The 26,274-nt window shown below is 63.0% G+C and carries 24 protein-coding genes; 12 read left to right on the top strand and 12 right to left on the bottom strand.

Going from position 1 to position 26,274, the window contains the following annotated elements; genetic code table 11:
* Nucleotides 1–17 precede the first annotated feature (17 nt).
* The 4 genes from J2J99_RS23230 (at nucleotide 18) to repC (ending at nucleotide 5,070) form a co-directional block, all read left to right on the top strand.
* Entirely contained in the window at nucleotides 18–1,079 is a 1,062-nt protein-coding gene (locus J2J99_RS23230; RefSeq protein WP_168300357.1) for an ABC transporter ATP-binding protein, read from the top strand.
* A 241-nt stretch (nucleotides 1,080–1,320) separates the two neighbouring features.
* Nucleotides 1,321–2,529, top strand: a complete 1,209-nt coding sequence (gene repA, locus J2J99_RS23225) for a plasmid partitioning protein RepA (protein WP_168300356.1) — start codon at nucleotides 1,321–1,323, stop codon at nucleotides 2,527–2,529.
* Between the two features lie 69 nt (nucleotides 2,530–2,598).
* The gene (gene repB, locus J2J99_RS23220; RefSeq protein WP_168300355.1) at nucleotides 2,599–3,573 is read left to right on the top strand and encodes a plasmid partitioning protein RepB; all 975 of its coding nucleotides are present in this window, start codon (nucleotides 2,599–2,601) and stop codon (nucleotides 3,571–3,573) included.
* Nucleotides 3,574–3,783: 210 nt separating this feature from the next.
* Nucleotides 3,784–5,070: a plasmid replication protein RepC gene (gene repC, locus J2J99_RS23215; protein WP_168300354.1), complete on the top strand. Its 1,287-nt coding sequence runs from the start codon at nucleotides 3,784–3,786 to the stop codon at nucleotides 5,068–5,070.
* A 25-nt stretch (nucleotides 5,071–5,095) separates the two neighbouring features.
* On the opposite strand, the gene J2J99_RS23210 is transcribed toward repC, so the two are convergent.
* From J2J99_RS23210 to J2J99_RS23200, 3 genes are all read right to left on the bottom strand, one after another.
* A complete protein-coding gene (locus J2J99_RS23210; RefSeq protein ID WP_168300353.1) occupies nucleotides 5,096–6,901 on the bottom strand; it encodes a methyl-accepting chemotaxis protein in 1,806 nt (601 codons plus the stop codon).
* A 10-nt stretch (nucleotides 6,902–6,911) separates the two neighbouring features.
* Nucleotides 6,912–7,901 carry a cytochrome-c peroxidase gene (locus tag J2J99_RS23205; RefSeq protein ID WP_168300352.1) on the bottom strand — a complete coding sequence of 330 codons (990 nt, stop codon included), beginning with the start codon at nucleotides 7,899–7,901 and terminating at the stop codon, nucleotides 6,912–6,914.
* 216 nt (nucleotides 7,902–8,117) lie between these two features.
* Nucleotides 8,118–8,591 carry a ProQ/FINO family protein gene (locus tag J2J99_RS23200; protein ID WP_168300351.1) on the bottom strand — a complete coding sequence of 158 codons (474 nt, stop codon included), beginning with the start codon at nucleotides 8,589–8,591 and terminating at the stop codon, nucleotides 8,118–8,120.
* Nucleotides 8,592–8,855: 264 nt separating this feature from the next.
* Here J2J99_RS23200 and panC point away from each other — a divergent pair, with 264 nt between their 5' ends.
* Nucleotides 8,856–9,749, top strand: coding sequence for a pantoate--beta-alanine ligase (panC, locus tag J2J99_RS23195; RefSeq protein WP_168300350.1), 894 nt, complete (start codon nucleotides 8,856–8,858; stop codon nucleotides 9,747–9,749).
* A complete protein-coding gene (gene panB, locus J2J99_RS23190; RefSeq protein ID WP_168300349.1) occupies nucleotides 9,746–10,567 on the top strand; it encodes a 3-methyl-2-oxobutanoate hydroxymethyltransferase in 822 nt (273 codons plus the stop codon). Before panC ends, panB begins: the two co-directional genes overlap by 4 nt.
* An 86-nt stretch (nucleotides 10,568–10,653) precedes the next feature.
* Here panB and J2J99_RS23185 read toward each other — a convergent pair whose 3' ends face one another.
* The gene (locus J2J99_RS23185) at nucleotides 10,654–11,568 is read right to left on the bottom strand and encodes a hydrogen peroxide-inducible genes activator (RefSeq protein WP_168300348.1); all 915 of its coding nucleotides are present in this window, start codon (nucleotides 11,566–11,568) and stop codon (nucleotides 10,654–10,656) included.
* Nucleotides 11,569–11,705: 137 nt separating this feature from the next.
* Between J2J99_RS23185 and katG the strand changes: the two genes are divergently transcribed.
* Nucleotides 11,706–13,886 (top strand): catalase/peroxidase HPI, encoded by a 2,181-nt coding sequence (katG, locus tag J2J99_RS23180; RefSeq protein ID WP_168300347.1) that lies wholly within the window; start codon nucleotides 11,706–11,708, stop codon nucleotides 13,884–13,886.
* Between the two features lie 110 nt (nucleotides 13,887–13,996).
* Here the strand turns inward: katG and J2J99_RS23175 are convergent, their stop codons facing one another.
* From J2J99_RS23175 to J2J99_RS23165, 3 genes are all read right to left on the bottom strand, one after another.
* Nucleotides 13,997–14,548 (bottom strand): DUF3299 domain-containing protein, encoded by a 552-nt coding sequence (locus J2J99_RS23175; protein WP_168300346.1) that lies wholly within the window; start codon nucleotides 14,546–14,548, stop codon nucleotides 13,997–13,999.
* A gap of 152 nt (nucleotides 14,549–14,700) precedes the next feature.
* The gene (locus tag J2J99_RS23170) at nucleotides 14,701–15,273 is read right to left on the bottom strand and encodes a pyridoxamine 5'-phosphate oxidase family protein (RefSeq protein WP_168300345.1); all 573 of its coding nucleotides are present in this window, start codon (nucleotides 15,271–15,273) and stop codon (nucleotides 14,701–14,703) included.
* A 14-nt stretch (nucleotides 15,274–15,287) separates the two neighbouring features.
* A complete protein-coding gene (locus J2J99_RS23165; RefSeq protein ID WP_168300344.1) occupies nucleotides 15,288–15,992 on the bottom strand; it encodes an SDR family oxidoreductase in 705 nt (234 codons plus the stop codon).
* 106 nt (nucleotides 15,993–16,098) lie between these two features.
* Here J2J99_RS23165 and J2J99_RS23160 point away from each other — a divergent pair, with 106 nt between their 5' ends.
* Nucleotides 16,099–16,974, top strand: coding sequence for a LysR substrate-binding domain-containing protein (locus tag J2J99_RS23160; RefSeq protein WP_168300343.1), 876 nt, complete (start codon nucleotides 16,099–16,101; stop codon nucleotides 16,972–16,974).
* Between the two features lie 139 nt (nucleotides 16,975–17,113).
* Here J2J99_RS23160 and J2J99_RS23155 read toward each other — a convergent pair whose 3' ends face one another.
* A complete protein-coding gene (locus J2J99_RS23155) occupies nucleotides 17,114–18,082 on the bottom strand; it encodes a zinc-dependent alcohol dehydrogenase family protein (RefSeq protein ID WP_168300342.1) in 969 nt (322 codons plus the stop codon).
* Nucleotides 18,083–18,136: 54 nt separating this feature from the next.
* Here J2J99_RS23155 and J2J99_RS23150 point away from each other — a divergent pair, with 54 nt between their 5' ends.
* From J2J99_RS23150 to J2J99_RS34505, 4 genes are all read left to right on the top strand, one after another.
* On the top strand, nucleotides 18,137–18,553 hold the full coding sequence (locus J2J99_RS23150; protein WP_168300341.1) for an acyl-CoA thioesterase: 417 nt from the start codon (nucleotides 18,137–18,139) through the stop codon (nucleotides 18,551–18,553).
* Between the two features lie 3 nt (nucleotides 18,554–18,556).
* A complete protein-coding gene (locus tag J2J99_RS23145) occupies nucleotides 18,557–20,080 on the top strand; it encodes a class I adenylate-forming enzyme family protein (protein ID WP_207600980.1) in 1,524 nt (507 codons plus the stop codon).
* A complete protein-coding gene (locus J2J99_RS23140) occupies nucleotides 20,058–21,251 on the top strand; it encodes a thiolase family protein (RefSeq protein ID WP_168302413.1) in 1,194 nt (397 codons plus the stop codon). The genes J2J99_RS23145 and J2J99_RS23140 overlap by 23 nt, the downstream gene beginning before the upstream one ends.
* Nucleotides 21,252–21,367: 116 nt before the next feature.
* Entirely contained in the window at nucleotides 21,368–21,499 is a 132-nt protein-coding gene (locus tag J2J99_RS34505) for a hypothetical protein (protein ID WP_259664549.1), read from the top strand.
* Between the two features lie 83 nt (nucleotides 21,500–21,582).
* On the opposite strand, the gene J2J99_RS23130 is transcribed toward J2J99_RS34505, so the two are convergent.
* The 4 genes from J2J99_RS23130 to J2J99_RS23115 all read right to left on the bottom strand — a co-directional run bounded on the left by J2J99_RS23130 (nucleotide 21,583) and on the right by J2J99_RS23115 (nucleotide 26,006).
* Entirely contained in the window at nucleotides 21,583–22,866 is a 1,284-nt protein-coding gene (locus J2J99_RS23130) for a cystathionine gamma-synthase family protein (RefSeq protein ID WP_168302412.1), read from the bottom strand.
* Nucleotides 22,867–22,953: 87 nt separating this feature from the next.
* A complete protein-coding gene (locus J2J99_RS23125) occupies nucleotides 22,954–24,030 on the bottom strand; it encodes a YihY/virulence factor BrkB family protein (protein ID WP_168302411.1) in 1,077 nt (358 codons plus the stop codon).
* Between the two features lie 1,165 nt (nucleotides 24,031–25,195).
* Nucleotides 25,196–25,387: a hypothetical protein gene (locus J2J99_RS23120; RefSeq protein ID WP_168302410.1), complete on the bottom strand. Its 192-nt coding sequence runs from the start codon at nucleotides 25,385–25,387 to the stop codon at nucleotides 25,196–25,198.
* Nucleotides 25,388–25,640: 253 nt separating this feature from the next.
* Nucleotides 25,641–26,006 carry a hypothetical protein gene (locus J2J99_RS23115; protein ID WP_168302409.1) on the bottom strand — a complete coding sequence of 122 codons (366 nt, stop codon included), beginning with the start codon at nucleotides 26,004–26,006 and terminating at the stop codon, nucleotides 25,641–25,643.
* Nucleotides 26,007–26,274 lie beyond the last annotated feature (268 nt).

The following is a 26,274-nucleotide window of genomic DNA, read 5'->3' as shown; positions in this document are numbered from 1 at the left end:
AATTCTGGAGGAGCTTCATGGCCCATGTTTCGGTCAACAATGCGCGCAAGGATTACGGCGCGTTCAAAGCCATCAAAGGCGTGTCGGTGGATATCGGCGACGGCGAGTTCGTCGTGCTGGTCGGCCCCTCCGGTTGCGGGAAATCGACGCTGCTTAGGATGATCGCCGGGCTGGAAGGCATCACCTCAGGCCAGATCCAGATCGGCAAGCATATCGTCAACGAGCTGGCGCCGAAGGATCGCGACATCGCCATGGTGTTCCAGAACTATGCGCTCTATCCGCATATGACGGTGGCGAAGAACATGGGCTTCTCGCTGCGGCTGAAGCGCATGCCGAAGTCAGAGATCGACCACCGGGTCGGCAATGCCGCCAAGATCCTCGGCCTCGAAAATCTCTTGGAGCGCTATCCGAAGCAGCTTTCGGGCGGCCAGCGGCAGCGCGTGGCGATGGGGCGCGCGATCGTGCGCGATCCCGCCGTCTTCCTGTTCGACGAGCCCTTGTCGAACCTCGACGCCAAGCTGCGGGTGCAGATGCGCTCGGAGATCAAGGAGTTGCACCAGCGGCTGCAGACGACGACCATCTATGTCACCCACGACCAGATCGAGGCCATGACCATGGCTGACAAGATCGTCGTCATGAAGGACGGGCTGATCGAGCAATCCGGCTCGCCGCTCGAACTTTACGACCGCCCGAGCAATCTCTTCGTCGCCGGATTTATCGGCTCGCCGGCGATGAATTTCATCGCGGGCAGCATGGGCGAAGACGGCTTCAGGACTGTGGATGGCCTGCTGCTGCCGAGCGATCGCCGGCCTGGCAACGCCGTTACCTATGGCATTCGTCCCGAACATATCAGGCTCGACCCTGATGGCATCGAGGTGACGACCATCGTCGTGGAGCCGACGGGCTCGGAGACCCTCGTGCTCGCCAGGCTGGGAGCGCAGACGCTCACCTGCGTCTTCCGCGAGCGGATCAGGGCCGCCCCCGGCGACAGACTGAAGATCGCGCCGATCCACGATGCCGTTCACCTCTTCGCCGCTGACGAGCAGCGCATCACAGCAGGCGAAGCGCCGTTGAGTTAAGCCCGCCGAAAGCCCCTCCCCTGCGGCCGGGCGCGGCCGGGGGCGCATTTTCCGCGCCCCCGGCCCCAAGGCGCTCAGATCTTCCAGACATTGATGCAGCACCGACCAAGTGCTTGAACGCGCAGCCAAAAGGTTAATATGCGTTAACCTTAAAATTCTTGGCCGGTATCGGAGAATCGCGGATAATAACGGTTAGATGGGCTTTTGATCCCGAAAATCGTTATCCGAGAGATTGCCGCCGATGAACGCTACTTTGAATGCCTTGAAGGCAGCGCCACTCTATTTCGAGGATCAGATTCTCGAACAGGGAGACGTAATTTCGAAGAAGCTGCATCTGCTCAGCGTGCAGCGTTTTCCGCCCAATGCGAAGAAGACGTTGCGCAGCTTCTCGCTGGCAGAGGTCGCCAATTATGTCGGGGCGTCGCAAAGCACGCTGAAGAAACTGCATCTCGAAGGCAAGGGCCCCTGCCCCAAGACCTCGCCTTCCGGGCGCCGCTCCTACAGCGCCGAACAGATGCTGGAGCTCAGGCGCTATCTCGATGCGCATGGCCGATCCGAGAGCCGCATGTATGTGCCCCATCGCCGCAGCCATGAAAAGCTGCAGGTCATCGCCGTCGTCAATTTCAAGGGCGGCTCGGGCAAGACGACGACGGCTGCCCATCTCGCCCAACATCTGGCGCTGACCGGCCATCGCGTGCTCGCTGTCGATCTCGATCCGCAGGCGTCGCTCTCTTCTCTGCACGGCTTCCAGCCGGAATTCGACCAGGCTTCCTCCCTCTATGAGGCGATCCGCTATGATAGCGAGAAGAAGAAGCTCTCGGAGATCATCCACAGCACCAATTTTCCCGGCCTCGACATCGTGCCGGCCAATCTCGATCTGCAGGAATACGAGTACGACACGCCGCTCGCCATGGCCGATAAATCGAGCAATGACGGCAAGACCTTCTTCACGCGCATCTCGCGCGCGCTCGCCGAAGTCGACGACCGCTACGACGTCGTCGTCATCGATTGCCCGCCGCAGCTCGGTTATCTGACGCTGACGGCGCTGACGGCAGCGACCAGCGTCTTGATCACCATCCATCCGCAGATGCTCGACGTCATGTCGATGGGCCAGTTCCTGCTGATGCTCGGCGGCATCCTGAAGCCGATCCGTGCGGCCGGCGCCGAGGTGAACCTCTCCTGGTACCGCTATCTCGTCACCCGCTACGAACCGACCGACGTGCCGCAGGCGCAGATGGTCGGCTTCATGTCGACGATGTTCCACGAATTCATGCTGAAGAACCCGATGCTGAAATCGACGGCGATCTCGGACGCCGGCATCACCAAGCAGACGCTTTACGAGGTCGAGCGCTCCGCGATGAACCGGGGAACCTACGACCGCGCGTTGGAGGCGATGGACGCCGTCAATGCCGAGATCACCGGCCTCATTCACCAGGCATGGGGACGGTGAATTTGTCGGCTGACAAATTCACGCTTTCCTTCAACCGAATCAATTGTTTGACCGCAATCGGAGAAAGTCATGGCACGAAAGAATCTCCTTGAGGGGCTGGCCGAAATGCCCGACGAGAGCGCGGGCGCGCCGAACTATCCGATGCGCGGGGCAGGCCGCTCGCTCGTCCGCTCGCTGGACGATCTGGCCAAGCAGGCGGAGAAATTCCTCGAGGGCGAGGCGGTGGTCGATCTCGACCCTGACACCGTCGAGGTCTCATTTGTCAAGGATCGGCTGTCGGAGGATGACGAGGCGTTCCGCGCGCTGGTCGAGGCGATCCGCGCGCGCGGACAAGACACACCCATCCTGGTGCGTCCCCATGGGAAGATCGACGGACGCTATCAGGTCGTTTTCGGCCACCGGCGGCTGCGCGCTGCCCGCCAGCTCGGCCGCAATGTCAGGGCGGTCGTCAAGGCGATCGACGACCGCACCCATGTCATCGCCCAGGGCCAGGAGAATTCGGCCCGCGCCGACCTCACCTTTATCGAGCGAGCGCTCTTCGCCCGGCGGCTGGAGGAACTCGGCTATGACAGGGAGGTGATTTCGACGGCGCTCGCTGCCAATGCGGCTTCGGTCTCGAAGATGATGTCGGTGATGGAGCGGCTGCCGCAGGAGGTGGTGCAGGCAATCGGCCCGGCGCCCGGCGTCGGGCGCGAGCGCTGGGTGGAACTGTCGCTGCTCGCCGGCAAGGCCGCCAATGCGGCAAGCGTCGCCAAGGTCCTGCAGGAGGCCGACTTTCCTCAGTTACCTTCCGACAAACGTTTCGAGGCGCTCTATGCTGCGCTGAACAAAAGCGCGCGGCCGGTGAAGAAGACCGCCTCCGCCAGGAAGGTGAAATGGCAGCCGCTGGACAAGGCGGTGCAGGCGGAAATGAAGAATGACGGCAAGGCGTTCTCGCTCTCGATGAAGGCGAGGAATGCCGGCCGCTTCGGTGAATTTCTCTCCGGTAGGCTGGATGCGCTCTATGAGCAATTCCTCGCCGAGGAGAGCAGACAAGGAGACTGAAACCGCAAAAGAAAAAGGCCCCCAAACGAACGAGTCGTGGAAGCCCTTCTCACATCCTTAAGCAAGACAGAGAATCGCATTTTCACGAATCCCAGTCAAGAGTCCTGAAGCGCGCCCGCGTCATTTCAGACGCGGCATGGTGCTGCAGTAGCCTCAACCCTCGCATCGTTTCGGTGAGCGGATTTCTTTTGCCTGAATAGAGGTGAAGGAATGGAGAGTGAATCTGTGACGACGCCCTTTGGGCGGCGGCCGATGTCGCTTGCCCTGCTGCTGAAACAGCGGCGCGGCGAAGCGATTGCGGCCGGAACGACGCGCAACAAATGGAAATTGTTCAGGTCAGTCTGCGAGGCCCGGGCAGGGCTCAACGTAACCGACCGGGCGCTCACCGTGCTCGATGCGCTGCTGAGCTTTTATCCCGAGGACGATCTCTCCAGCGAAAGAGGATTGGTGGTCTTTCCCTCGAACACGCAGCTCTCTCTAAGGGCACGCGGCATGGCCGCCGCAACGCTGCGCCGGCATCTCGCCGTTCTCGTCGAGGCCGGCCTGATCTCCCGCAAGGACAGCCCGAACGGCAAGCGTTATGTCCGCCGCGGCAGGGAAGGCGGCATCGACGAGGCCTATGGCTTCAGCCTCGCGCCGCTGCTTGCCCGCGCCATTGAGATCGAAGCGATGGCGGCACGGATCGTCGCCGACCGGCAGATGCTGCGGGCAATGAAGGAGCGGCTGACGATCTGCCGGCGCGATATCACGAAGCTGATTTCGGTCGCCATCGAGCAAGCCGTTGCCGGCGACTGGGAGCACATCGCTTCGCTGTTTCATGCACTGTTGCAGCGCATTCCGAGGGCGGCAACGCTCGCAAATCTCCCGCCGCTCCTCGAAGAGCTGGAAACGATCCGAACCGGCATCATCAAAACATTGGAATCACATGATAAAATACGCCTGGCGAGCAGCAATGAATCCCAGTTTGAGCGCCACATACAGAATTCGAATCCGGAATCCCTGTCTGAACCTGAACCAGTCTCCGAACTTACGCAGGAGCCGGGGCGAGATCACCAGCCGGGGGCAGGGCAGGAAGGTCGCAAGCGGGGCAGGCGAGGGGATAGTTGGCAGGAAGTCCGAGCTGATGTCCGGTCAGATCCCGCGAGATTGAAATCCTTTTCTCTCGCCACGGTCCTGCGCGCCTGCCCTGATATTGCCGGCTACGGACCGGGCAGCGCTGTCGCCAGTCGGCGCGATCTCACGGCCGCGGCCATGGTCGTGCGCGCAATGCTTGGCGTCAGCGCTTCGGCCTATGACGAGGCGATGGCGGTGATGGGGCCGGAAAACGCCGCCATTGTCATGGCATGCATCCTTGAGAGAGCTGGGCAGATCAACTCCCCGGGTGGCTACCTGCGGGACCTGACGCGGCGCGCCAGAATGGGCGAATTCGCAGTCGGGCCGATGTTGATGGCGCAGCTCCGCCTCAAGGGCCGGCCTTCCCCCGGGATCGACGCATGAGGCCGATGCTCACCCCGAACTCGGCTCAGGCAGCGTCGCGATACTTGCGCGCAGCGGGCTCCGCCTTGCCCAATTCGAACCGGGTAATCAGTTCGCGCAAGCGCTCGGCCTCGCTGGCGAGCGTGACGCTGGCGGCCGTGGTCTCCTCGACCATCGCGGCGTTCTGCTGGGTCACCTGGTCGAGCTGGTGCATGGCCGAATTGACCTCCGACAGGTTCGTCGCCTGTTCGCGCGCCGCGCCGGCCAGCGCCTCCATGGAGCGGTTGATATCGACGATGAAGCGGCCGATGTCAGCGAGTGCGGCGCCGGTCTGGCTGACCAGATCGACGCCGGTGGCGACCTTGGCGGACGATTGCCCAATCAGTTCCTTGATCTCCCTGGCAGCCTGGGCGGAGCGCTGCGCGAGTTCGCGCACTTCATGGGCAACGACGGCGAAACCCTTGCCGGCCTCGCCGGCGCGGGCAGCCTCGACGCCGGCATTCAGCGCCAAAAGGTTGGTCTGGAACGCGATCTGGTCGATGACGCCGATGATATTGTTGATCTGCTTGGACGATTCCTCGATCTGCCCCATCGCGTCGACCGTCTGGGCAAGCACCTTGCCGGATGCCACCGCGCTGCGGTTGGCATTGTCCGCCACGCCGCGGGCCTCATCGGCGATCCTGGAGGCTTCCGTGACCTTGGCGGTCACGGCGCTCAGCGCTGCAGCCGTTTCTTCCAGCGTTGCCGCCTGCCGCTCGGTGCGGCCGGACAGGTCGCTTGAGCCGTTGTTGATTTCGCGGGTGCCGGAATTGATTATCGACACGCTTTCGGAAACGGAGACGAGCGTGGCGGCGAGCTGTTGCACCGAAGCGTTGAAATCATGCCTGAGCGGTTCGAATTCCGGCGCGAACCGGTCTGCCAGGTTGAAGGCGAGATCGCCGCTGGCGAGCCGTTTCAGTCCGGACGCGAGACCTGAGGTGGCGATCTTCAGCCGTGCCTCTGCGCTCGCTTCCGCCCGCTCCTGATCTGCAAGCCGGTTCGCCTCCGCCAGACGCCGGTTCTCTTCGGCCTCGATTTCGAGCTTAGCGCGGGCGATGGCGTTCTGGCGGAAGACTTCCACGGAGCCCGCCATCAAGCCGATCTCGTCGCCGCGGCCCGCATAGGGGATGACTTTGTTCGTCTCGCCGGCCGCAAGCTCCTGCATGGATTGCGTGATGCGCTGGATCGGACGCGACACGTGCCTCGCGATGGCGATGAGAATGCCAAGGCCGAGGATCGCGGCGATGCCCGCCAGGGCCAATTCGGCTTTGATTTTGGATTCCAGGGCACTGCCGGCGGCCGCGACGCTCTCGGTTGCGGCCTTGTCGACGATGTCGTTGACGGCGGCGATGCCAGTCAGGATCGCCTGCTCGGAGCGCGCAAGCTTCTCGGCCGTCGGGACCTCATTGGCCTGCTGCAGGCCAAGGCTGACCTTGACGTCTTTCTCCCAGGCATCATGCACCTGGCGCAGCGATTGCACGCCAGCGTTCAGCGAAGCCGAGAGATCGACACGGCCGAGCTCGTCGAGCGATTGCGTCAGCGCGCCGTTGCTCTCGTCGAACTCGGCCTTGACCTCGGTTGCCGAAACGAAATTCGTCATCGAAAGGACGCGGTCGACGACCGAGGTCGCCTGCCTGAACTGCCGTTCGATATGGGCGGAGACCATTTTGGCGTTCACCGCCTCCTGAACCACGGCGGCGACCTCGTTCTGGCCGATAATCGCCTGATAGCCGACCAGAAAGGCGCTGCCGAAGCCGACGACGATCGTCGCCACCATGGGCACGAGAATTTGCATGCGTATGGAGAGTGTCATCGCCTTCACCTCAGTTCGGCAGCGTCGGCAGGGGAATGTCCTGCTTTTCGGCGGTCAGGGAGCCGAGAAAAGCCATGAGATCGTCACGCTCCTCATCCGTCAGGAAAAAGGGCCTCATCCCTGGATCGAGCGACGGACGGCTGACGCCGCCGCTTTCGTAATGATCGATCACCTCGCCCATGCTCTTCAGACTGCCATCGTGCATATACGGGCCGCGGTAAAGCGTGTTGCGCAGACCCGGCGTCTTGAAGGCATATTTGTTGCTGGCGCTGCTCGCATCTATCTTGTAGCGGCCGATATCGTCGCCCGGCAGTCCGATGTCGTGGAAGTTGTTGTCGGTGAAGTTCCAGCCCGCATGGCAGGCGGAACAACCGGCCGCACCGGTGAACAGTGTAAAGCCCCGCTTGGCGCTGTCGGACACGGCCTTCTCGTCGCCATCCACCCAGCGATCGAAAGGCGACCAGTTGGAAACCACGGTCCGCTCGTAGGTCGCGATGGCCGTCAGCATCGTCTCCTCGGTAATGCCCTTGCTCGGGAATACCTCCTCGAACCATTTCTTGTAGTCCGGAATTTTCTGCATTTCGGTAACGGCGGCTTCGAGCTTGCCGTTCATCTCGGCCGGGGCATTGATCGGCCCGGCTGCCTGCGTCTCCAGATCCGGCGCGCGCCCGTCCCAGAAGAAGGGTGACACCCAGGCGACGTTTAGAACTGTCGGTGCCTGGCGCCCCAGCGCCGTATTGGCTGCGCCGATGGGCGTCTTGACAGGCGTCTCGAAGCCGAAGGAAGGATTATGACAGCTGGCGCAGGTCATGTTCTTGTTGCCGGAAAGACGCGGGTCAAAAAACAGCATCTTGCCGAGCGTCGCCAGTTGCGGGGAATAGGTCGTCACGCCCTCGAAAGGCACCATCAACGGCCGTTTATACGCAGAAAGATCGGCGGCAGCGCCAGGCTGAATCACTGCCAATGCGGATAGGGAAGCTGCAATCAGGAAGCGCGCCATTCTAGCAAATCCGAACCGGGTTTGTGATGATGCTAAAATTAGCGCAATAGCATTAATGCACTGTAAACCAAGAATTACATCCACAAATACGTGTGTGATTCGAAATACAATATCAGGTTATCGCTTCCGTCTACTTGCCGATCATGGTGCTTTCCCGGCGACGAGCCGAAGGCAGATGCCGGACGGCATCAGGACAAGATCAAAGTGCGGTCCAGCCTATCTGGCGGCATTCCTCTTGCCGAGCAGGGCTGCGCGAATCTGTTCGCTCTTGGTCAACACCGGAGGAGGGACCGGCGCCGCCTCTTCGGCCGCCTCGGCTTTTCCGGCATTCTGCTTGAGGCTCAGGAAGCGTTTTTGCGCGACCAGCCGGTCTTCTGCCGACAATGGTTCGATGGGATCGCCATCGAGGCCGTGGCGCATGGAATCGGGCTGGGCGCTGGCGAAATAGTAACGGCGGCAGTGGACATAGGCAGCCGTCGCGCGCCTCAGCGTCGTAACGCCCGCATCGGGCTTCAGAAGAGGGCGAAGCTCGTTGAAGAGACCGACGGCAAAGGGGAGGATCGGATCTCCCGCTTTGGCTGGAAGGACGCCGACCGGCCGGATCAACAGCGTGTTGATCGCATTTGCCTTCTCCACGTCGAGCTCGGTTGCCGCAATCGGTCCGCGGCTGATCTTCCAGGGCTTCTCCATGCATCCTCCATAGCGACCGACTGTGATGGTATCTTGACGGACAGGGCGAGTAACCGAGGTCGCACGTCGCCGGTTCCGCTGCAAGCATCTAAGAAGCAGGAGGAGCGTCGTCCAGCGAAAAGCCGTTTGAGGCTGATAGAGCCCGGTCTTGTCGGCCGCCGCTCCATCTAATCGTTTTTATCGAGATATGTGGGATTGACCTGCCGCATCGATTACACTTCATATCCGCGCCCAAGATCATGCGACCGGCAGCGGGGAGGATATATGCGGGTTTTTTCGAGCATTGACGAGTTGCGCCACACGCTCGATGCATTGCGGCGGCAGGGGCGGACCGTGGGCCTCGTTCCGACCATGGGTTATCTCCATGCCGGTCATATGCAGCTTGTCGCCCGCGCCCGCGCCGAGAACGACATCGTCGTCGTCTCGATTTTCGTCAATCCCCTGCAGTTCGGCCCGACGGAAGATCTCAGCAAATATCCGCGCGATCTGGCGCGCGATTCCGCCATGCTGAAACAGGCCGGCGTCAATTTCCTTTTTTCGCCCGGTGTCGAGGACATGTATCCCCGCCCGATGCAGACCGTCGTCGACCTTCCCGATCTCGGCGGCGAGCTGGAGGGCGCGGTGCGGCCTGGGCATTTCGCCGGCGTCGCGACCGTCGTCAGCAAGCTCTTCAACATCGTGCAGCCGCAGACCGCTTACTTCGGAGAGAAAGACTACCAGCAGGTCGTCATCATCAAGCGGATGGTGGACGATCTCGCCGTGCCGGTGCGTGTCATTGCCGTACCGACCGTCAGGGACGGCGACGGCCTCGCCCTGTCGTCGCGCAACGTCTATCTCAGCGAGGCGGAGCGGCGAGCCGCGGTGATCATCCCGCAGACCCTCGATGAGGCGGAGCGTCTCGTCGCCGGCGGCCTTGCGGATGCCGGCGAACTCGAGGTGAAGCTGACGGCGTTTCTCAACCGCGAACCGCTGGCAAAGCCCGAGGTCGTTGCGGTCAGGGACGCCTCGACCCTGCAGCCGGTCACCTCGATCACGGCGCCGGTTGTCGTGGCGCTCTTCGTACGGGTCGGGTCGACGCGGCTTCTCGACAACAGGATCGTCGGGAACGACAGGATTATCGGCGAGCGGGGCTTGCCGGGAAAGGGCGTGAGCAGATGAGTGCGGTCGGATCCCAGAAGCGTTTTACTCCAGCCCGCATCTCAGCCATGAAGGGCGGCAAACCGATTGTCTGCCTGACCGCCTACACCACGCCGATGGCGCGGCTGCTCGATGAGCATTGCGACCTGCTGCTGGTCGGGGATTCGCTCGGCATGGTTCTCTATGGCATGGAGACCACCATCGGCGTCACGCTCGACATGATGATCGCCCACGGCAAGGCCGTGATGCGCGGCGTCGCCAAGGCCTGCGTCGTCGTCGACATGCCGTTCGGCAGTTACCAGGAATCCAAAGAGGTCGCCTTCCGCAACGCCGTGCGGATACTGCAGGAAACCGGTTGCGACGCCGTCAAGCTGGAAGGCGGCGAGGAGATGGCCGAGACTATCGCCTTTTTGACGAAGCGCGGAATCCCGGTCATGGGGCATATCGGGTTGATGCCGCAGCAGGTCCAGACCGCCGGCGGCTATCGTTCCGTCGGGCACTCGGAACACGAGACGTCGAAGATCCGGCGCGACGCGCATGCCATCGGCGGCTCGGGAGCCTTTGCCGTCGTCGTCGAAGGCACGGTGGAACCGCTTGCTCGCGAAGTGACTTCAGCCATGCATGTGCCGACCATCGGTATCGGCGCCTCCGCCGCCTGCGATGGCCAAGTCCTGGTCTCCGACGACATTCTGGGGCTCTTCAACGATTTCACGCCGCGTTTCGTCAAGCGCTATGACGAACTCGGCAAGAGGGTCGCGGAAGCCGCCGCCGCCTATGCCGAGGAGGTGCGCACACGGAAGTTCCCGACAGCCGAACATACATTCAAGCGACGGCCGTAAGACGAAGGCGCTGACCCCTTTCTTCTCGCCAATCCCTTCCCATAGGGGGACGGGAATTGAGCACCAACGAAGACAGCCATTGTCCGTCACCCACCGGCATACTCCTCGCGCATCGCCTCCGCCGCGCGGCGCACCGCCTCGGCCACCTCCTGCAACTGCTTGGCCATCGGCGTGGAATTGCGCCAGACCATGCCGATCGTTCGAGATGGCTGCGGCGATGGGAAGCGGGAGATCGAGACATGGGCCGAGCGTGTTTCGACCGGAACGGCCATCTCCGGGATCAAAGTAACGCCGATGCCGGCGCCGACCATCTGGACGAGGGTGGAGAGCGAGCTGCCCTCCATGATTTCCCGCGGGCGGGCCGGCCCGACCTTGCAGAACGACAGGGCCTGGTCGCGGAAGCAGTGCCCCTCTTCGAGCAGCAGCAGCCGCATTTCGCGCAGCGCCTCGCGTTCGGGCACCGGCTTGTCGCCGTCCTCGTGCCGCCTGACCAGCACGAATTCTTCCCTGAACAGCTCGAGTTCGGTCAGCGAGGGTTCCGACACCGGCAGCGCGACGATCGCCAGATCCAGCTGACCCTGCGCCAGTTCCTGAACCAGCTTGGCCGTCTGGGTCTCCCGCATTTCGATCTGAATTCCCGCGAAGCTTCGGTTGAGATCGTTTATAATCGCCGGCAGCAGATAGGGAGCGATCGTCGGGATGATACCGATGCGCAGGCGCGTGAGGAAGCTATCGCGCGAAGCGCGGGCAAACTCGCCGAGCTCGTCCACGGCGCGCAGGATATCGCGGACGCGCAGCGCAAAGGTCCGGCCGAACGGGGTGAGCTTCACCTCGCGGGCGCTGCGCTCGAAGAGCTCGCTGCCCAACTCTTGCTCAAGTTCTTTGATCTGCATGGAGAGCGCCGGCTGGGAGATGGCGCAGGCATCGGCGGCACGGCGAAAGCGGCCATCCCTCGCCAGGGCTTCAAAATAACGTAGCTGTTTCAAGGTAAGATTTTTCATAAGCTCAACTTATCGCAGCAATCAGTAAATCCAACTTAAAATTATTGAACGCTTCCGATATGAAGACTGCAAGGGAGAGAGTGGGGCAGCGGCTCGGCTCATCTTTTGAACCGCAGACAGCAATGAAGGAGACGATCATGGACAACCCCACTGACAGCGCAGGCAAATGTCCTGTAGCCCATGGCAATGCACCGCGCGCCAGATCCAATCGTGACTGGTGGCCGAACCAGCTGAATGTGCAGATTCTGCATCAGAATTCCGGCCGCGCCGATCCGATGGGCAAGGCCTTCGACTATGCCGAGGAGTTCAAGAAGCTCGATCTCGACGGGCTGAAAAAGGATCTTACCGCGCTGATGACAGATTCGCAGGACTGGTGGCCGGCCGACTTCGGCCACTATGGCGGTCTCTTCATCCGCATGGCCTGGCACAGCGCCGGCACGTACCGCATCACCGACGGCCGCGGCGGCGCCGGCCAGGGTCAGCAGCGTTTCGCCCCGCTCAACAGCTGGCCTGACAATGCCAACCTTGACAAGGCCCGCCGGCTGCTTTGGCCGATCAAGCAGAAATACGGCAACCGCATCTCCTGGGCCGATCTTCTGATCCTCACCGGTAACGTCGCCCTGGAATCCATGGGCTTCAAGACCTTCGGCTTCGCCGGCGGCCGCGCCGATGTCTGGGAGCCGGAAGAGCTCTATTGGGGCCCCGAGGGCACCTGGCTGGGCGACGAGCGCTACAGCGGCGAACGCGAGCTGGCAGAGCCGCTCGGCGCCGTGCAGATGGGCCTCATCTACGTCAACCCGGAAGGTCCGAACGGCAACCCCGATCCGCTCGCTTCGGCGCGCGACATCCGCGAAACCTTCGCCCGCATGGCGATGAACGACGAAGAAACCGTGGCGCTGATCGCAGGTGGTCATACCTTCGGCAAGACGCATGGCGCAGGCGACCCGTCCTTCATCGGCGCAGAGCCGGAAGGCGGCGCGATCGAGGACCAGGGCCTCGGCTGGAAGAGCTCGTTCGGCACCGGCGTCGGCAAGGATGCCATCACCGCCGGCCTTGAAGTTACCTGGTCGCAGACGCCGACCAAGTGGAGCAACCATTTCTTCGAAAACCTGTTCCGCTACGAATGGGAACTGACGAAGAGCCCGGCCGGTGCGCATCAGTGGCGGGCCAAGAACGCTGAAGCCTCGATTCCGGACGCCTATGAGGCCGGCAAGAAGCACCTGCCGACCATGCTGACCAGCGACCTGGCGCTGCGTTTCGATCCGATCTACGAGAAGATCTCGCGCCGCTTCCTGGAAAATCCGGATCAGTTCGCCGACGCCTTCGCCCGCGCCTGGTTCAAGCTGACCCATCGCGACATGGGCCCGAAGGTACGCTATCTCGGCCCGGAAGTTCCGGCCGAAGACCTGATCTGGCAGGACGTCGTCCCCGCCGTCGATCATCCGCTCGTCGACGTCAAGGACATTGCCGATCTCAAGGCCAAAGTTCTCGCCAGCGGCCTTTCCGTGCAGGAACTCGTTTCGACCGCCTGGGCTTCGGCCTCGACGTTCCGCGGCTCCGACAAGCGCGGCGGCGCCAATGGCGCCCGCATCCGCCTTGCCCCGCAGAAGGATTGGGAAGTCAACCAGCCGGCGCAGCTCGCCAAAGTGCTCGCCGTTCTCGAAGGCATCCAGAAGGACTTCAACGCCGCCCAGACCGGGGCGAAGAAGATCTCGCTCGCCGACCTGATCGTTCTCGCCGGTGCAGCCGCCGTTGAGAAAGCGGCAGCGGCCGGCGGCCATGCCGTCAGCGTGCCCTTCACGCCGGGACGCATGGACGCCTCCGAAGCCCAGACCGACGCGAATTCCTTCGCCGCGCTGAAGCCGCGCGCCGATGGCTTCCGCAACTATGTCGGCGGCCGGCAGTTCATGAAGCCGGAAGAGGCTCTCGTCGACCGCGCCCAGCTGCTGACGCTGACCGGACCCGAGATGACCGTCCTCGTCGGCGGCCTGCGCGTGCTGAAGGCCGGCAACCCCGAGCATGGCGTCTTCACTTCCCGTCCCGAGACGCTGACGAACGATTTCTTCGTCAATCTGCTCGACATGGGCACGCAGTGGGTTCCCGCCGCCGGCAAGGAAGGTGTCTATGAAGGCCGCGACCGCAAGACCGGTACAGCCAAGTGGACCGGCACCCGCGTCGACCTGATCTTCGGCTCGCACTCGCAGTTGCGCGCCTTTGCCGAAGTCTACGGCCAGGCCGACGCCAAGGAGAAGTTCGTCAACGACTTCGTCGCCGCCTGGAACAAGGTGATGAACGCCGACCGCTTCGACCTCGTCTGATCGGTTCAGCACATTTTGCCCGGGCGCGGTTTCGGCCGCGCCCGGGTTTTTTGCATCTATTGAATGCCTTGTGATCGGCGGCGTTCGCGCAAGAAATCTCTGCGGTTTCGCTAGCGCGGCACCACACCGAAAGGCGATAGCGACAGCAGATCGGGATCTTTCATCATCGTCGCCTTCGCCACCTCGGCATGGCCCATGCTGTACCCGTAGGACAGGACGCGGACGCCGTCGATCATGAAGAACTGCGCCTGATCCAGGCCGGGCCGCAACGTGCCCGTCACGGTGACGGTTTCATAGATTTTTCCGAGATGCAGCGGCTCCTGCGGGATGACACGGACCAGCTGGTTGGGCGGCGGGGAGGGCATGTGGCTGCAGGCCCCGGCCCAGGGCACCAGCAAGAATTCATAGACGAGATCACCGTCCTGATCGGTCGGCAGGACGAAGCCCGTCAGTTCGACCGGTTGGCCCTCGTGACGCCAGACCAGGGTTTCGCCCTGCGGGCCGCTGACCGTTTTGGGTGACAGCGGCACCGTCGCCCTGGCCTGATCGGCCGGCCGCAAGGCGCTCCAGAAAATCGGCTGCGCCGCAGCGAGGACGCCGGACACCGGCGATGCCGTGCCGAGCGTGAGCACCGCGAACATCAGGAATCTGTGCTTCGTCATCGCATCTCTCCGGGCCGGCCGGCCGCTTTGACAGCCTTGCGGCTTGCCCGACGATGCTATCTGATCCCGGCCGGGTTGGCGACGCCGAAATCGGAACCTCCGAGGATCGATTGACTGCCCTCGGCTCAACGCGAAAGCGCGGCGATTTCAGGTCAGGGATTGAGCCAGCGGCAAGAGGAGAGGGCGCCGGCTTCGTCATAGCAGAACAATGCCCTGCGATTGTCCTGCTGGCGCAGTTGGAACCAGTCCAGCGTCCTCGCCCGAAAGATCAGCAGGCCGAAACGCGCCTTTGCCTCGACCTCAGCCGCAGGCTCTGCCATGTCGATCGTTTCGAAGGCCCGCTCCTGCCCAGGCGGCCCGCCGGCATAGGTCATCCGCGTCTGCGCGGCCAGCCTGTTCCATGCGGCGTCGGCCCCTCCGCTGCCCGGCCCATGAAGCTCGACCTTTCCCTGAAGCCGAAGCTGCAGCCGGCTCTCCGCGCTGAAGCCGAGGACCGTGACATGAGGATTTGCGGAAAGCTCCAGCCATTTCGAGCTGCGCGAATCCGTATGAAATTCGAGACGCCGCACCGATCTGTCGGCTCCCCGCAACACGACCATACGCGCCTGGGGCCTCATCTCGGTATCGACGGAACAGAGATTGAGATAGCGGAACGCCGACTGCGGGTTTGCCGCAGCCGTTTCGAGCTCCGCCCATGCCGAGGCGTCTATATCAGTCAGATCCACGGTCAGGCTCCCGCTCAGACGGAACGGGCGATGCCGCCGTCGACGCGGATGTTCTGGCCGGTGATATAGCCCGCGCCTTCGGATAGGAGAAAGGCGATGGTTGCCGCGATTTCCTCGCTGGTGCCGTAGCGGCGCATCGGGACGCTGTCGCGCCGCTCCTCGGTGGCTGGCAGGCTGTCGATCCAGCCGGGCAGGACGTTGTTCAGGCGGATATTCTTGGGCGCATAGGTATCCGCGAAGATCTTGGTGAAGCTCGCCAAGCCGGCGCGGAAGACCGCCGAGGTCGGGAACATCGGCGAGGGTTCGAAAGCCCAAGCCGTCGAGATATTGACGATGGCGCCGCCGCCCTGCCTTTCCATGATCGGCGCGACCAGCCGGATCGGGCGCACCGCGCTCAGGAAATAGACCTCCATTCCCTTGTGCCAGTCCTCGTCGGAGAGGTCGAGGATCGGCGCACGCGGTCCGTGGCCGGCGGAATTGACCAACGCGTCGATGCGCCCCCATCGCTCCATCGAGAGATCGACGAGCCGCTTCACGTCGTCATTGGACAGGTTGGAACCGGTGACCCCGACGCCGCCGAGTTCCTTTGCCAACGCCTCGCCCTTGCCGGAGGAGGAGAGAACCGCGATGCGATAGCCGTCCGCAGCCAGTTTCCTTGCGGCTGCGGCGCCCATGCCGGATCCGCCTGCCGTGATGAGAGCGACTTTTTGTTCAGACATTGAAATCTCCGACTGCTGAATTTCCGAGGCATTATGACAGATGCGGTGCTGACTTTCGCGCGAGAAACAAACATGCGAGACTGTAGAAAATCTACTGGATATGCCAATGACTCAATCCCGCCGCCAGCTGCCGCCGTTGAATGCGCTGCGTGCCTTCGAGGTTTCCGGCCGCAGGTTGAATTTCCGCGCCGCCGCCGAGGAGCTCGGCATCACGCAAGGGGCGGTTGCACAGCAGGTCCGCGGTCTGGAAAGTCAGCTCGGCCTTATGCTGTTCCAGCGCCTTCCCCGCGGGCTCGCGCTGACTGCGCAGGGCGCGGCCTATCTGGCGGAGGTGACCCGAGCCCTCGATACGCTTGGCGAGGCAACGGGACGGCTTCTCGCGCGGCCGGACACCGTGACGATCAGCGTCACCCCGACCGTCGCCGCAAAGCTGTTGATACCGCGACTCGCCGAGTTCTACACCGCCCTTCCCGACATAGACCTGAGAACGGTCGCCACCGAGGCGCTGGCGGATTTCGATCGCGACCAGGTGGATATCGCCGTGCGCCTCACCCGGCAGCCTTTTCCGGCGACCCTGCAGGCAAAGCTGCTGTTTCGCCAGCAACTGGTCGCGGTCGCGAGCCCGCATCTGGTCAAAGGTCTCACCCTTCCGCTCGCCAACGAAGCGCTTCGCAGCCTGCCGCTCCTGCATGACTCGCAAGATCACTGGCGGGTATTCCTGGGAAGCCGCGAGAAGCTGTCCGGCGCGGCATTCAACCACACGACGCTGGCTCTGGATGCGGCACTCGCCGGCCAAGGCGTGGTGCTCGCATGCAGCGCCTTCGTGGCGGCCGATCTCGAGGCTGGGCGACTGATCCAGGTCTCGGACACGACGGCGACCGTCGGTCCCGATTACTTCCTCGTCCGCAAACGCTTGGCATCACCGCGAAAGGCCGTGGACGCGGTATGGGACTGGTGCGCGACGCGGCTATCGCTCACCTAGCCGCCCGCCCAGGTCAGCGCGCGATGACCCACATATCAGCCGCACGGGCTATCCCGAGATGACGCCGCGTGTGGAATATGAGCTGGCGGACTTCGGCCGATCCTTTGTCATTCCGATGAAAGCTCTGATCGGATGCCCCTCAGGCGAGCAGCACTTTGCCGCCTGTCCGGAAGGGAACGGCGGATTGCAGTGCCTCGCCGATCCTTTCCAGCGGAAAGACCTCCCGCACCTCGGTCGCGATCACCCCCGAAGCGATCTGCGCCGCCACCTCGGAATAGGCGCGCTGGACATTATCCATTGCTTCGGAATGAACCCATTCCCGCAGATGGCAAAAGGAGAAGATGATATCGGGGTGGGAGGCCCAGAAGGAATTCGGGATGCTCTCACCGGAGAGCAGGCCATAATGCACGAAATGTCCGCCGGGCTTGAGCGCATCGGCAAGAACCGAGGCGCGCGGGCCGCCGACGCAGTCGAGCACGGCGTCCAGCCCATGCCGGCCGGCGAGCCCGGCTGCCAGGTCGCTGTCCTCCCTGTCGACAATGACCGTCTCGAGCCGGCCGCGCAGGCGCTGGCGGGAGTCTTCGCTGCGGACGATCGCCACCGGTTCGACGCCCATCGTATTGGCGAGGCCGATCAGGATCGATCCGATCGAGGAGGCGGCGGCGTTGACGGCGATGCGCATGCCCGATCTCAGCCCGATCTTGTTGTGCAACATCAGCCAGGCGGTCATTGGGTTGACATAGCTAGTGGCCGCCTCGAAATCGGAGAGTGTGTCCGGAACGCGCAGGCACCAGTTGGGGTCGGTATCCTTGAACTCCTGCCAGCCGCCGGCGCTGCGCACCGGCAGCACGCACGTCCCTGGCGGCAACCCGTACACATCTTCGCCGCAGGCTTCGACCACGCCGAAGGCCTCGAAGCCGGGGACGAAGGGCAGGGTCGTGCGGCCGGCATAGGCGCCCGAAATGGTGATGATATCGGAAGGATTGATCGAGCGCGCCAGCAGCCGCACCCGAACCTGGTCGCGCCGCAGCACCGGCAGCGGCGTCCGCTCGATGCCGACGACTTCCTGAGCCGGGCCGAATTTTCGCACGACGGCCTGATATTGCATTTGCATCCCCCACGCACTCGCGGTTAGAACAGCCCACCAATTTTCGGTGATCGAATGAGTGTCGACGACAGGCCTTTAGCATCCTTCCGGGTCTCGATGCGAGATATCGACGTCTATGGCCATGTCCATAATTCGGTCTATCTCGATTATTGCGAGGACGCCGTCGTCGAGTTCCTGCGGCACCGGGAGATTCTAAGCCACTTCCGCCATACATCCTCCGGGGTCGGCTATCACGTGAAGAAGGCGGAGATCACCTTTCACAATCCCATCGATATTGACGACGTCATCGAGGCGAAGGTCGCCGTCGAACGGATCGGGCGCTCCAGCCTCTCTTTCGCGATAGAGCTTTTCCGACGGCGCGACGGTGCCCATTGCGCATCGGCCGGCCTTATCTGGGTCTGCGTCAGCCTCTCCGACAGCCGCCCGACGCCGATTCCCGAGGCGACCAGAGCCGCCTTGTCGCAGGACTGATCCATGCCGATCCATGCAGAGCTTCTTCGCCACGCCAAGGACAGGCCCGACAAGCCGGCGCTAGTGATCGACGGCAGTACCCTGAGCTATGGCGCGCTCTATCTGCATGCCCGGGCGATCTGCCGCTTTCTCCATGAGCTTCCGCGCTCCGGCAACCGGGCGCACCATCTGCCCGGCGTCGGGAAGCTCGTGGCCTTGAGCCTCGGCAACCATATCGGCTTTGCCGAATATTTCACGGCGGCGACCGCCTTGCCGAATGCCTGCGCCGTCATCGACCCGATGATGCCGCCGGAAAGGATCGAGCGGATCATCGAACGGCTGGCGCCGGATATACTCGTCGTCGATGATGATGCCGCGCCGGGTGCCGAGATCGCCCGCAGGCTCGACATTCCAGTCGTCGTCGCCGGCGCCGAGCCCTTCGATCTCTCCGCAGCCGCAGCCGACCTGCCTTGCGATGCCGAGGGCATCTTCCTGATCGGCTTCACATCAGGCACCACCGCCGAGCCGAAAGCCTATTTCCGCTCGCGCGAGCAATGGCGCCGCAGCCTCGATCGCGGGCGTTTCGTCTTCGAACTCGCAGACGGGCCCTCGACCCTCTGCCCCGGCGCTCTCGCGCATGGATTGGCGCTTTACGCCCTGGTCGAGGCGCTCGATGCCGGAGGAACCTTTCATTCGGTGCGGAAATGGCACCCGGCTTCTGTCGCGCGCATTCTCGCCTTCGAAAAGATCGAACGGCTGGTTGCCGTCCCGACCCATATCGCCGGCATCGCGCGGGCCTCTGCCGGCGAACCGGCTCTGACCGCGATGCGCGACGTTCTCACCGCCGGCGCCAAGCTGAACCTCAACGAAGTCGAATCCATGCGCCGGCTTTTTCCCAATGCGCGCATCCGGGAATATTACGGCGCGTCCGAGATCGGCTTCATGACGGTCTCGACGCTCGTCGGCGGGCCGGTCGATTTCCCGATCGACCGGGTGGGGCAGGCCTATCCCGGCGTCGGAATCTCCATCCGCGACCCCGAGGGAAACGATGTCGGCGCCGATGTGCCGGGCACCATCTTCGTGAAAAGCGATCTGATCGCCGACGGTTATCTCTGGGGCGATGACGGCCAGGCGTTCCGGGTGACGCAGGCGGGGGCGACGGTCGGCGATCTCGGCGAGATCGATGCCGGCGGCATGCTGCGGGTGATCGGGCGGGCGGGCGGCATGATGATATCGGGCGGCAACAACGTCTATCCCGCCGAAGTCGAGAGCGCCCTCAAAACCTGCCCCGGGGTCGAGGATGCCGTCGTCTTCGGCCTGCCGGATGCCTATTACGGCCAACAGATCGTCGCCGTCGTCTCGGGCGAGGCGGTCGATGCAAAAATTCTGGCCAGCCATTGCGCAGACAAGCTCGCCAGGTTCAAAATTCCCAAGCAGTTCTACCATATCGCCTCCTGGCCGATGACGAGCAGCGGCAAGATATTAAGGGGGCGGGTGGAAGCAGCAGTCACTGCGGGAGACGGTCTTGTCCTACGCCTACCAGCCTGACGAGGATTGGCAGCCGGTTGTGGTGGCCGCCTACCGCACGCCGATCGGCCGGGCCTTCGGCGCGCTTGCGACGGTGACGGCCGAAGACCTGCTTGCGCCGATCATCCGCCGCATCCTCGCCGAAACGGCGATCGTGCCCGAGGATATAGACGATGTGCTGGTCGGCAATGCCGCCGGCGGCGGCGGCAACATCGGTCGGCTGGCGGCACTCGCCGCCGGCCTGCCTGTTGCCGTTCCCGGGGTCGCCATCGACCGGCAATGCGGCTCCGGCCTTGAGGCGATCATCATGGCTGCCCGGCTGATCCAGGCAAAGGCCGGCGCCTGCTTTCTCGCAGGCGGCGTGGAAAGCGTCAGCACCGCGCCATGGCGTGTCGAAAGGCCGAAAGCCAATGGCGCGCTGCCGCGCTTTTACGGCCGCGCCCGGTTTTCCCCCGAATCCGTGGGCGACCCGGATATGGGCATCGCCGCCGAAAACGTCGCGCGAGAATTTTCCATCTCGCGGCAGCGGCAGGATGAATTCGCCCTGCGCAGCCACCGGCTCGCCGTTGCGGCTGCCGAAGCGGATGTCTTCCGGCCGGAGATCATTGAGATCCCCACCGCTCACGGACTGAGCGAACGCGACGAGTGCCCGCGCCCTACGACATCGCTCGAGGCGCTCGCAAAACTCCGGCCGGTCTTCCTGGCCGACGGCTCGGTGACGGCAGGCAACGCCTGCCCTGTGAATGACGGCGCCGGCCTGGTGCTCATCATGCGCCGCGGCATGGCAAGACGCTTCGGCATCAAAAAGGGACTTGCCTTCATCGACGGCGCCGCCGCCGGCGTCGATCCCAACCTGCTCGGCATCGGCCCGGTCGCCTCGACGAAGAAGCTCCTGAAGCGCCAGCCAACGCTCACGCTCTCCGGCGTCGACGCCATCGAATTCAACGAGGCTTTCGCCGCCCAGGTCTTGGCTTCGCTGGATCAGCTCGAAATCTCTTCGGACGCGGTCAACAGGGAAGGCGGCGCCATTGCATTGGGCCATCCCTTCGGTGCATCCGGCGCGATTCTCGTTACCCGGCTACATACTCAGCTGGTCCGCAGCGGCGCTCCCGGCGCAACCGGTCTCGCCATGATCGGCATCGGCGGCGGCATCGGGCTGACGGCGCTGTTCGAGGCTGTCGCGCTTTCCTGAGGCGACGATCTTCATGCTGGGCCTAGGCGCAGAAGATATCCGCCGGTATGGCCTCTCCCGGAAGTCCGTGGCTGGCAAGAGGGAGAGCCCCCAAATAACCTCGGAAGGAAATTGCCATGAGCGTCGCAGCGAGAACCGTACGCACGGTAACCTGGATGAACACGACCTACACCATCAACAACGGCAGGTTCGAATGTGGCGGCATCCTCGGTGCTTTGAAGGCGAGGTTCCTGCCGGCATCGGGGTGAACTCCGACGAGACCGAGCTGATGATCGACGACCGGCAGGCCGCCCACGATGCCCGGCGGCGCCGGGATCGCCCCCCGACTGCCTCAGGCCGCCTGCAGCGCCAGTTCCAGATCGGCGATGAGATCATCCGGGTGCTCGATGCCGATCGACAGGCGGATCGTCGATTCCAGCACGCCGATGCGCTCACGCACATCAGCGGGCACGCCGGAATGCGTCATCGTCGCCGGGTGGCTCGCAAGCGATTCCGTGCCGCCCAGGCTGACGGCGAGCTTGAAGACCTGCAGCGCATTCAGGAATTTGAACGAGGCCGGCTGGCCCCCGCGAATGTCGAAGGAGAAGGTCGAGCCGGCGCCAGTGCATTGCGCGGCGAAGGTGCGGCCCGATGGCGATTCCGAATCATGGTAGGGTAGGTAATGAACCTTCTCGACCTTCGGGTGATCGCGCAGGAAATCGGCGACAGCCCGCGCATTGCTGTTTGCCCGTTCCATACGCAGCTGCAAGGTTTCCAGCGAACGACCGAGCATCCAGCAGGAATGAGGATCGAGCTGCGTGCCGATCGCGCCGCGCAGCGCCTTGACCTGCTTGATCACCGCCTTGCGGCCGAGAACGGCGCCGGCGATCAGATCGGAATGGCCGCCGACATATTTGGTCAGCGAATAGAGCGAGATGTCGGCGCCATACTCGATCGGCCGCTGGAACACCGGCCCGAGCAAGGTATTGTCGCAGACGATGATCGGCGTATGCCCCTGCTTTGCGCCGATCGCATCGGCCACACGCCGGATCATTGCGACGTCGACCAGGCTATTGGTCGGATTGGCTGGTGTTTCGATCAGGATGACCGAGACCCGGCCCTTGACGACGGCCTCATCGGCCGCCGTCTGTACCGAACTCTCGCTGACGCCATCGACAAAGCCGACGGCGGCGACGCCGAAATTGAGGAAGGTCTTTGCCAGCAAGGTTTCCGTGCCGCCATAGAGCGGCTGGGAATGCAGGATCGCATCGCCCGGCCGCACGAAGGCGAACAGGGTGGTGGCGATCGCCGCCATGCCCGAGGAAAACAGTGCGCCGCTTTCGGCCCGCTCATAGACGGCAAGCCTGTCCTCGACGATCTCGCTGTTGGGATGATTGAAGCGTGAATAGACGAGGCCGGCGCCCTTGCCGGCCGGCGGCTCGCGCCGACCCGAGACGTAGTCGAAAAAATCGCGCCCGTCCTCGGCGGAGTTGAAGACGAAGGTGGAGGTCAGGAACACCGGGGGCTTGACCGCCCCTTCCGAGAGTTCGGGATCGTAGCCGTAGTTCAGCATCTGCGTTTCGGGGTGCAGCGCGTGATTGCCGATGTGGGTTTTGGAAGGATGCGGGGCGGTCATGATCGTCTCCTCTATCGAGCCTGCCGAGAGATAAGGTACATCAAAATCACATGCGAGGAGCAGTCATCAACGGCTGCTCCTTAGCGATCAGCTCACGGTCTCGCCCAAAGTGTCCGCGACATAGGCTCCGCGCACGCCCATCGGCAGCGGGTGGCCCGTCGTCGTGTCCCGCGCCGTCTGATGCTCCAGCTCGGCATTGAGCTCCGCGCCGACGATGAGAATGACGACGGAAAGCCACATCCAGATGAGGAAACCGATCAGTGCGCCGAGGGTACCGTAGGTCGCGTTGTAATTGGCGAAATGCTCGAGATAGAAGGAGAAGCCGAGCGACATGGCGGCCCAGGCCACGGCGGTCAGGACTGCGCCCCAGGTCATCCACCGTATTCTGGGCGGTTCGCGGCTCGGACCGAAGCGGTAGACCAGTGTCACGGCCACGGCCACGACGGAGAGAAGCAGCGGCCATCTCAGGAGAAGCGCCATCTGCTCCTTGAACTGATCGAGCCAGAGATAGGAGAGCACGACCGGCATGACGCCGACGAGCACCACCATGATGACGGCGAAGAGCATCGCGCATAGCGTGAAGCAGAGGCCGATCAGGTTCAGCCGCACGAGGCTGCGTTTCTCCCTCTCCTCATAGGCGACGTTCATCGCGTCGAAGATCGCCAGCGTGCCACTATGCGTGCTCCAGAGCGCAATACCGAGACCGACGAAAAAGGTTATCCCGAGCGTGCTCTCGCGGTTTTCGACCAGCGCCTTGATCTGATCGGCAAGCAGATCGAAAGCGCCGGGCGGCAGGAGGACAGCCAGTTCGCGCAGATGTTCGGAGATGGTTACGGGATCGGCGATCAAGCCATACAGCGAGACCAAGGCCGCCAGAGCAGGGAACAGGGCCAGGAGCAGATAGAAGGTGACGCCCGCGGCAATGAGGGTGACCCGGTCGTCGAGGACCTCATGAAAGAGGCGCCAGAATACATCGCGAAGACCGCTCATCGGAATAGCCTCCGGCGTGGCGGCGCTGCGCCCATGATCGTCACCCGCCCGGCCGGTTTTCCCGGGAGCCATCGAAGCTTGCTGTCGCGCCTCCACCAACATAAACGCACCGACCGCCGCGGCCATTATGAGAGCGGCGATGGGGAACCTCTTGAGGTGAAGCGCGTCTGCCATTACCCTATCCCTCCGATTTGCTGCGTGGATAACGCCCGAGTGCCGCTAAAAGATGCAAGCCATTGCTTTCTCGCGAAGATTCGGAAGAGGGGAGGGGCCCGGCGCGCTGAAAGAACCCAGATCCGCCACAGATTCTCGGATTATAAACCACTGATTTTATTGAGATGGCTCCGCGCTACGGAACCAAAAGTGGAGTTTGGTTACGCTACTGCCACGTCGGGTATTTCTGACAGATTTACCAACGGCGATGGTTTGACGGCCTTTGCCGCCTGAATTGAAACGGCGGAGCTCTCTATGAGCGGGATTTTGGCTGGAAAATGAGACCCACTATCATCGTCTCTGGGCGGAGATCGCGCCAAACGCCTGCGCGACAAATCCGCCGTGCAGCTCTGCCTTCACCAATAGCCCCGGCGGCAAAGGCCGGCAGAGTTGGCCTTGTTATCCACGACAGGCATCGGAGCCGATGGATAAACCGGCGCCTCGTTCGGCGAGGTCTACAAGCATATCCTGACGGGGCCGAGACAGCTCGCCTCGATCAGGATCATGATGGCGCCAAAGTGGTGGCTTCGCCTCAGATCGCCAGATCAACAGAACAGAGTCGCCGACGACGCTGTGCGCGGGAACGCGAAGCGCGCATTTGCTGGGATCCATCCCACTAGAAGTCCTACATCAAATTCAGCCGCCCGCCCCGACAGAAATCTGATGCGCGGCCTTGGCAACCCGGGGGCACCATTCGAATTGGATGGAGCACCTCAACGCCGCATGACAAGCATGACCCGGCTGCCCGCGGATAACCGACTGCCCCACCCAGCGCCGCTCGATTGCTCGCGCTTATGCATGCCCTCAAGGCAACCTCGTCCGCCATGCGAGAGCCAGCACCCAGCGTCCAGAGAACCTCACCCTGAGCCCCGCCTGCGAGGGCCTCGAAGGGCAATGCGGCTGCGCCGAGCGCCCGGCGGATCGAAGCACCAGCGGCGCTGCAACGCGCTTCGAGCCTCGCCCTTCCAGGGCTTCCCACCTCAGCATGAGGGTGGTTGGAAAATGCCGCACCGGACAGGAGTGGTAGGGAACGACGGCGTTCCGCACGGGCTCCGATGGGCACTCTCGACCCAATTGTAAGCTCCTCCCCTAAGCGGGAACCGGTTGTCCGCGGACAACGTGGCAGTCAAGCGCCATCGTTCGGCCATTGCCCATGATGAGGTCCGCTAAAGGCAACCCGCCCCGTCCGCTCGCCACCGGCCATCGCCGGCGCAGCGCAGCCTGGCGCATCGTTGCCGGAGCGGACAACCGCGTCCTTGCCGTCGAGGGGCACCTTCGACACGCCGATGGCGGCCATCAATGCTTGAGAGATATGCATGGCCGCTCCTCCCTGCTACGCGGGCTCGAAGTTCAGCCGACCGTTCGAGCCGAAAGGAGCCAACGGAGGTGCTCACCGAGGCGCGAGCTCAACACCCAAGGATAACACGCGCCTTCTTCACGCCGCATAATCTACAACGCACAAGAATGAGGAAGGCCGGAGGATGGCGCGCAGGCTCGCGTTGTCCGCGGACAACGGCCGGAACCAGTCAGCCACATTGACCCTAACGGCGGTTGATGCGCTGCGCGAGCAGCTATTCCGCGTTGGCGGCCGCCGGCCTCCTGCGGGCCTGGATGATTTCTCCCACCGCGCGGTCATATCTGTCATCCGGGCACTCAATGTTCCAGAGGAGGCGATGCAGCGCCTCCCGAGCAATGCTCCGATATCCAAGCCCCTCCAGTCGAAGCAGCATAAGCAAATGGTCAGTCACGACGATCAGTCTCGCATAGGCGCCGAGCTGATGCAGCGGCGGACGCATGGCCGCATATGAGTTGAAGCCAAAAGATGCGGCGATGGCTTCATCGAGGTGCGACGACTTGATGTGCGGATATTGCCGCCGCAGAGCTTTCTTCAAAGCGGCGATGTTCGAAGGCGAGAATCTCATCGATGGATGGAGCATAGGACGATCCAATGTTCTCGGTCGAAGTCTGCCGATTACGCTTCGACCGCGGTGAACATGGCCGTCTATAAACTCCAAGCGCCCTTCCACCCGGCAGCAGGTTTGGACCGGGCCTCCAGACTTAAATTCTAGCCTTCAAACCCACCACCCTCCAGGGCTGCGCTTTCGCCGGTCCATACTGAGAGCATGGTGTCCACCGCATGACGGATACGAATTGCGACCGAGCATCGTTGTCCCAGACAATGATCAAATATAGGCTCGCTCTCTG

Source organism: Rhizobium binae, assembly GCF_017357225.1.
GTDB lineage: Bacteria > Pseudomonadota > Alphaproteobacteria > Rhizobiales > Rhizobiaceae > Rhizobium > Rhizobium binae.
This window is presented reverse-complemented; position numbering and strand designations above follow the sequence as displayed.

Excerpts from the sequence above, each read along its gene's own strand:
- J2J99_RS23230 (WP_168300357.1), top strand. The coding sequence starts at position 18 with ATGGCCCATGTTTCGGTCAACAATGCGCGCAAGGATTACGGCGCGTTC.
- repA (WP_168300356.1), top strand. The coding sequence starts at position 1,321 with ATGAACGCTACTTTGAATGCCTTGAAGGCAGCGCCACTCTATTTCGAG.
- repB (WP_168300355.1), top strand. The coding sequence starts at position 2,599 with ATGGCACGAAAGAATCTCCTTGAGGGGCTGGCCGAAATGCCCGACGAG.
- repC (WP_168300354.1), top strand. The coding sequence starts at position 3,784 with ATGGAGAGTGAATCTGTGACGACGCCCTTTGGGCGGCGGCCGATGTCG.
- J2J99_RS23210 (WP_168300353.1), bottom strand. The coding sequence starts at position 6,901 with ATGACACTCTCCATACGCATGCAAATTCTCGTGCCCATGGTGGCGACG.
- J2J99_RS23205 (WP_168300352.1), bottom strand. The coding sequence starts at position 7,901 with ATGGCGCGCTTCCTGATTGCAGCTTCCCTATCCGCATTGGCAGTGATT.
- J2J99_RS23200 (WP_168300351.1), bottom strand. The coding sequence starts at position 8,591 with ATGGAGAAGCCCTGGAAGATCAGCCGCGGACCGATTGCGGCAACCGAG.
- panC (WP_168300350.1), top strand. The coding sequence starts at position 8,856 with ATGCGGGTTTTTTCGAGCATTGACGAGTTGCGCCACACGCTCGATGCA.
- panB (WP_168300349.1), top strand. The coding sequence starts at position 9,746 with ATGAGTGCGGTCGGATCCCAGAAGCGTTTTACTCCAGCCCGCATCTCA.
- J2J99_RS23185 (WP_168300348.1), bottom strand. The coding sequence starts at position 11,568 with ATGAAAAATCTTACCTTGAAACAGCTACGTTATTTTGAAGCCCTGGCG.
- katG (WP_168300347.1), top strand. The coding sequence starts at position 11,706 with ATGGACAACCCCACTGACAGCGCAGGCAAATGTCCTGTAGCCCATGGC.
- J2J99_RS23175 (WP_168300346.1), bottom strand. The coding sequence starts at position 14,548 with ATGACGAAGCACAGATTCCTGATGTTCGCGGTGCTCACGCTCGGCACG.
- J2J99_RS23165 (WP_168300344.1), bottom strand. The coding sequence starts at position 15,992 with ATGTCTGAACAAAAAGTCGCTCTCATCACGGCAGGCGGATCCGGCATG.
- J2J99_RS23160 (WP_168300343.1), top strand. The coding sequence starts at position 16,099 with ATGACTCAATCCCGCCGCCAGCTGCCGCCGTTGAATGCGCTGCGTGCC.
- J2J99_RS23155 (WP_168300342.1), bottom strand. The coding sequence starts at position 18,082 with ATGCAATATCAGGCCGTCGTGCGAAAATTCGGCCCGGCTCAGGAAGTC.
- J2J99_RS23150 (WP_168300341.1), top strand. The coding sequence starts at position 18,137 with ATGAGTGTCGACGACAGGCCTTTAGCATCCTTCCGGGTCTCGATGCGA.
- J2J99_RS23145 (WP_207600980.1), top strand. The coding sequence starts at position 18,557 with ATGCCGATCCATGCAGAGCTTCTTCGCCACGCCAAGGACAGGCCCGAC.
- J2J99_RS34505 (WP_259664549.1), top strand. The coding sequence starts at position 21,368 with ATGAGCGTCGCAGCGAGAACCGTACGCACGGTAACCTGGATGAACACG.
- J2J99_RS23130 (WP_168302412.1), bottom strand. The coding sequence starts at position 22,866 with ATGACCGCCCCGCATCCTTCCAAAACCCACATCGGCAATCACGCGCTG.
- J2J99_RS23125 (WP_168302411.1), bottom strand. The coding sequence starts at position 24,030 with ATGGCAGACGCGCTTCACCTCAAGAGGTTCCCCATCGCCGCTCTCATA.
- J2J99_RS23120 (WP_168302410.1), bottom strand. The coding sequence starts at position 25,387 with ATGCATATCTCTCAAGCATTGATGGCCGCCATCGGCGTGTCGAAGGTG.
- J2J99_RS23115 (WP_168302409.1), bottom strand. The coding sequence starts at position 26,006 with ATGCTCCATCCATCGATGAGATTCTCGCCTTCGAACATCGCCGCTTTG.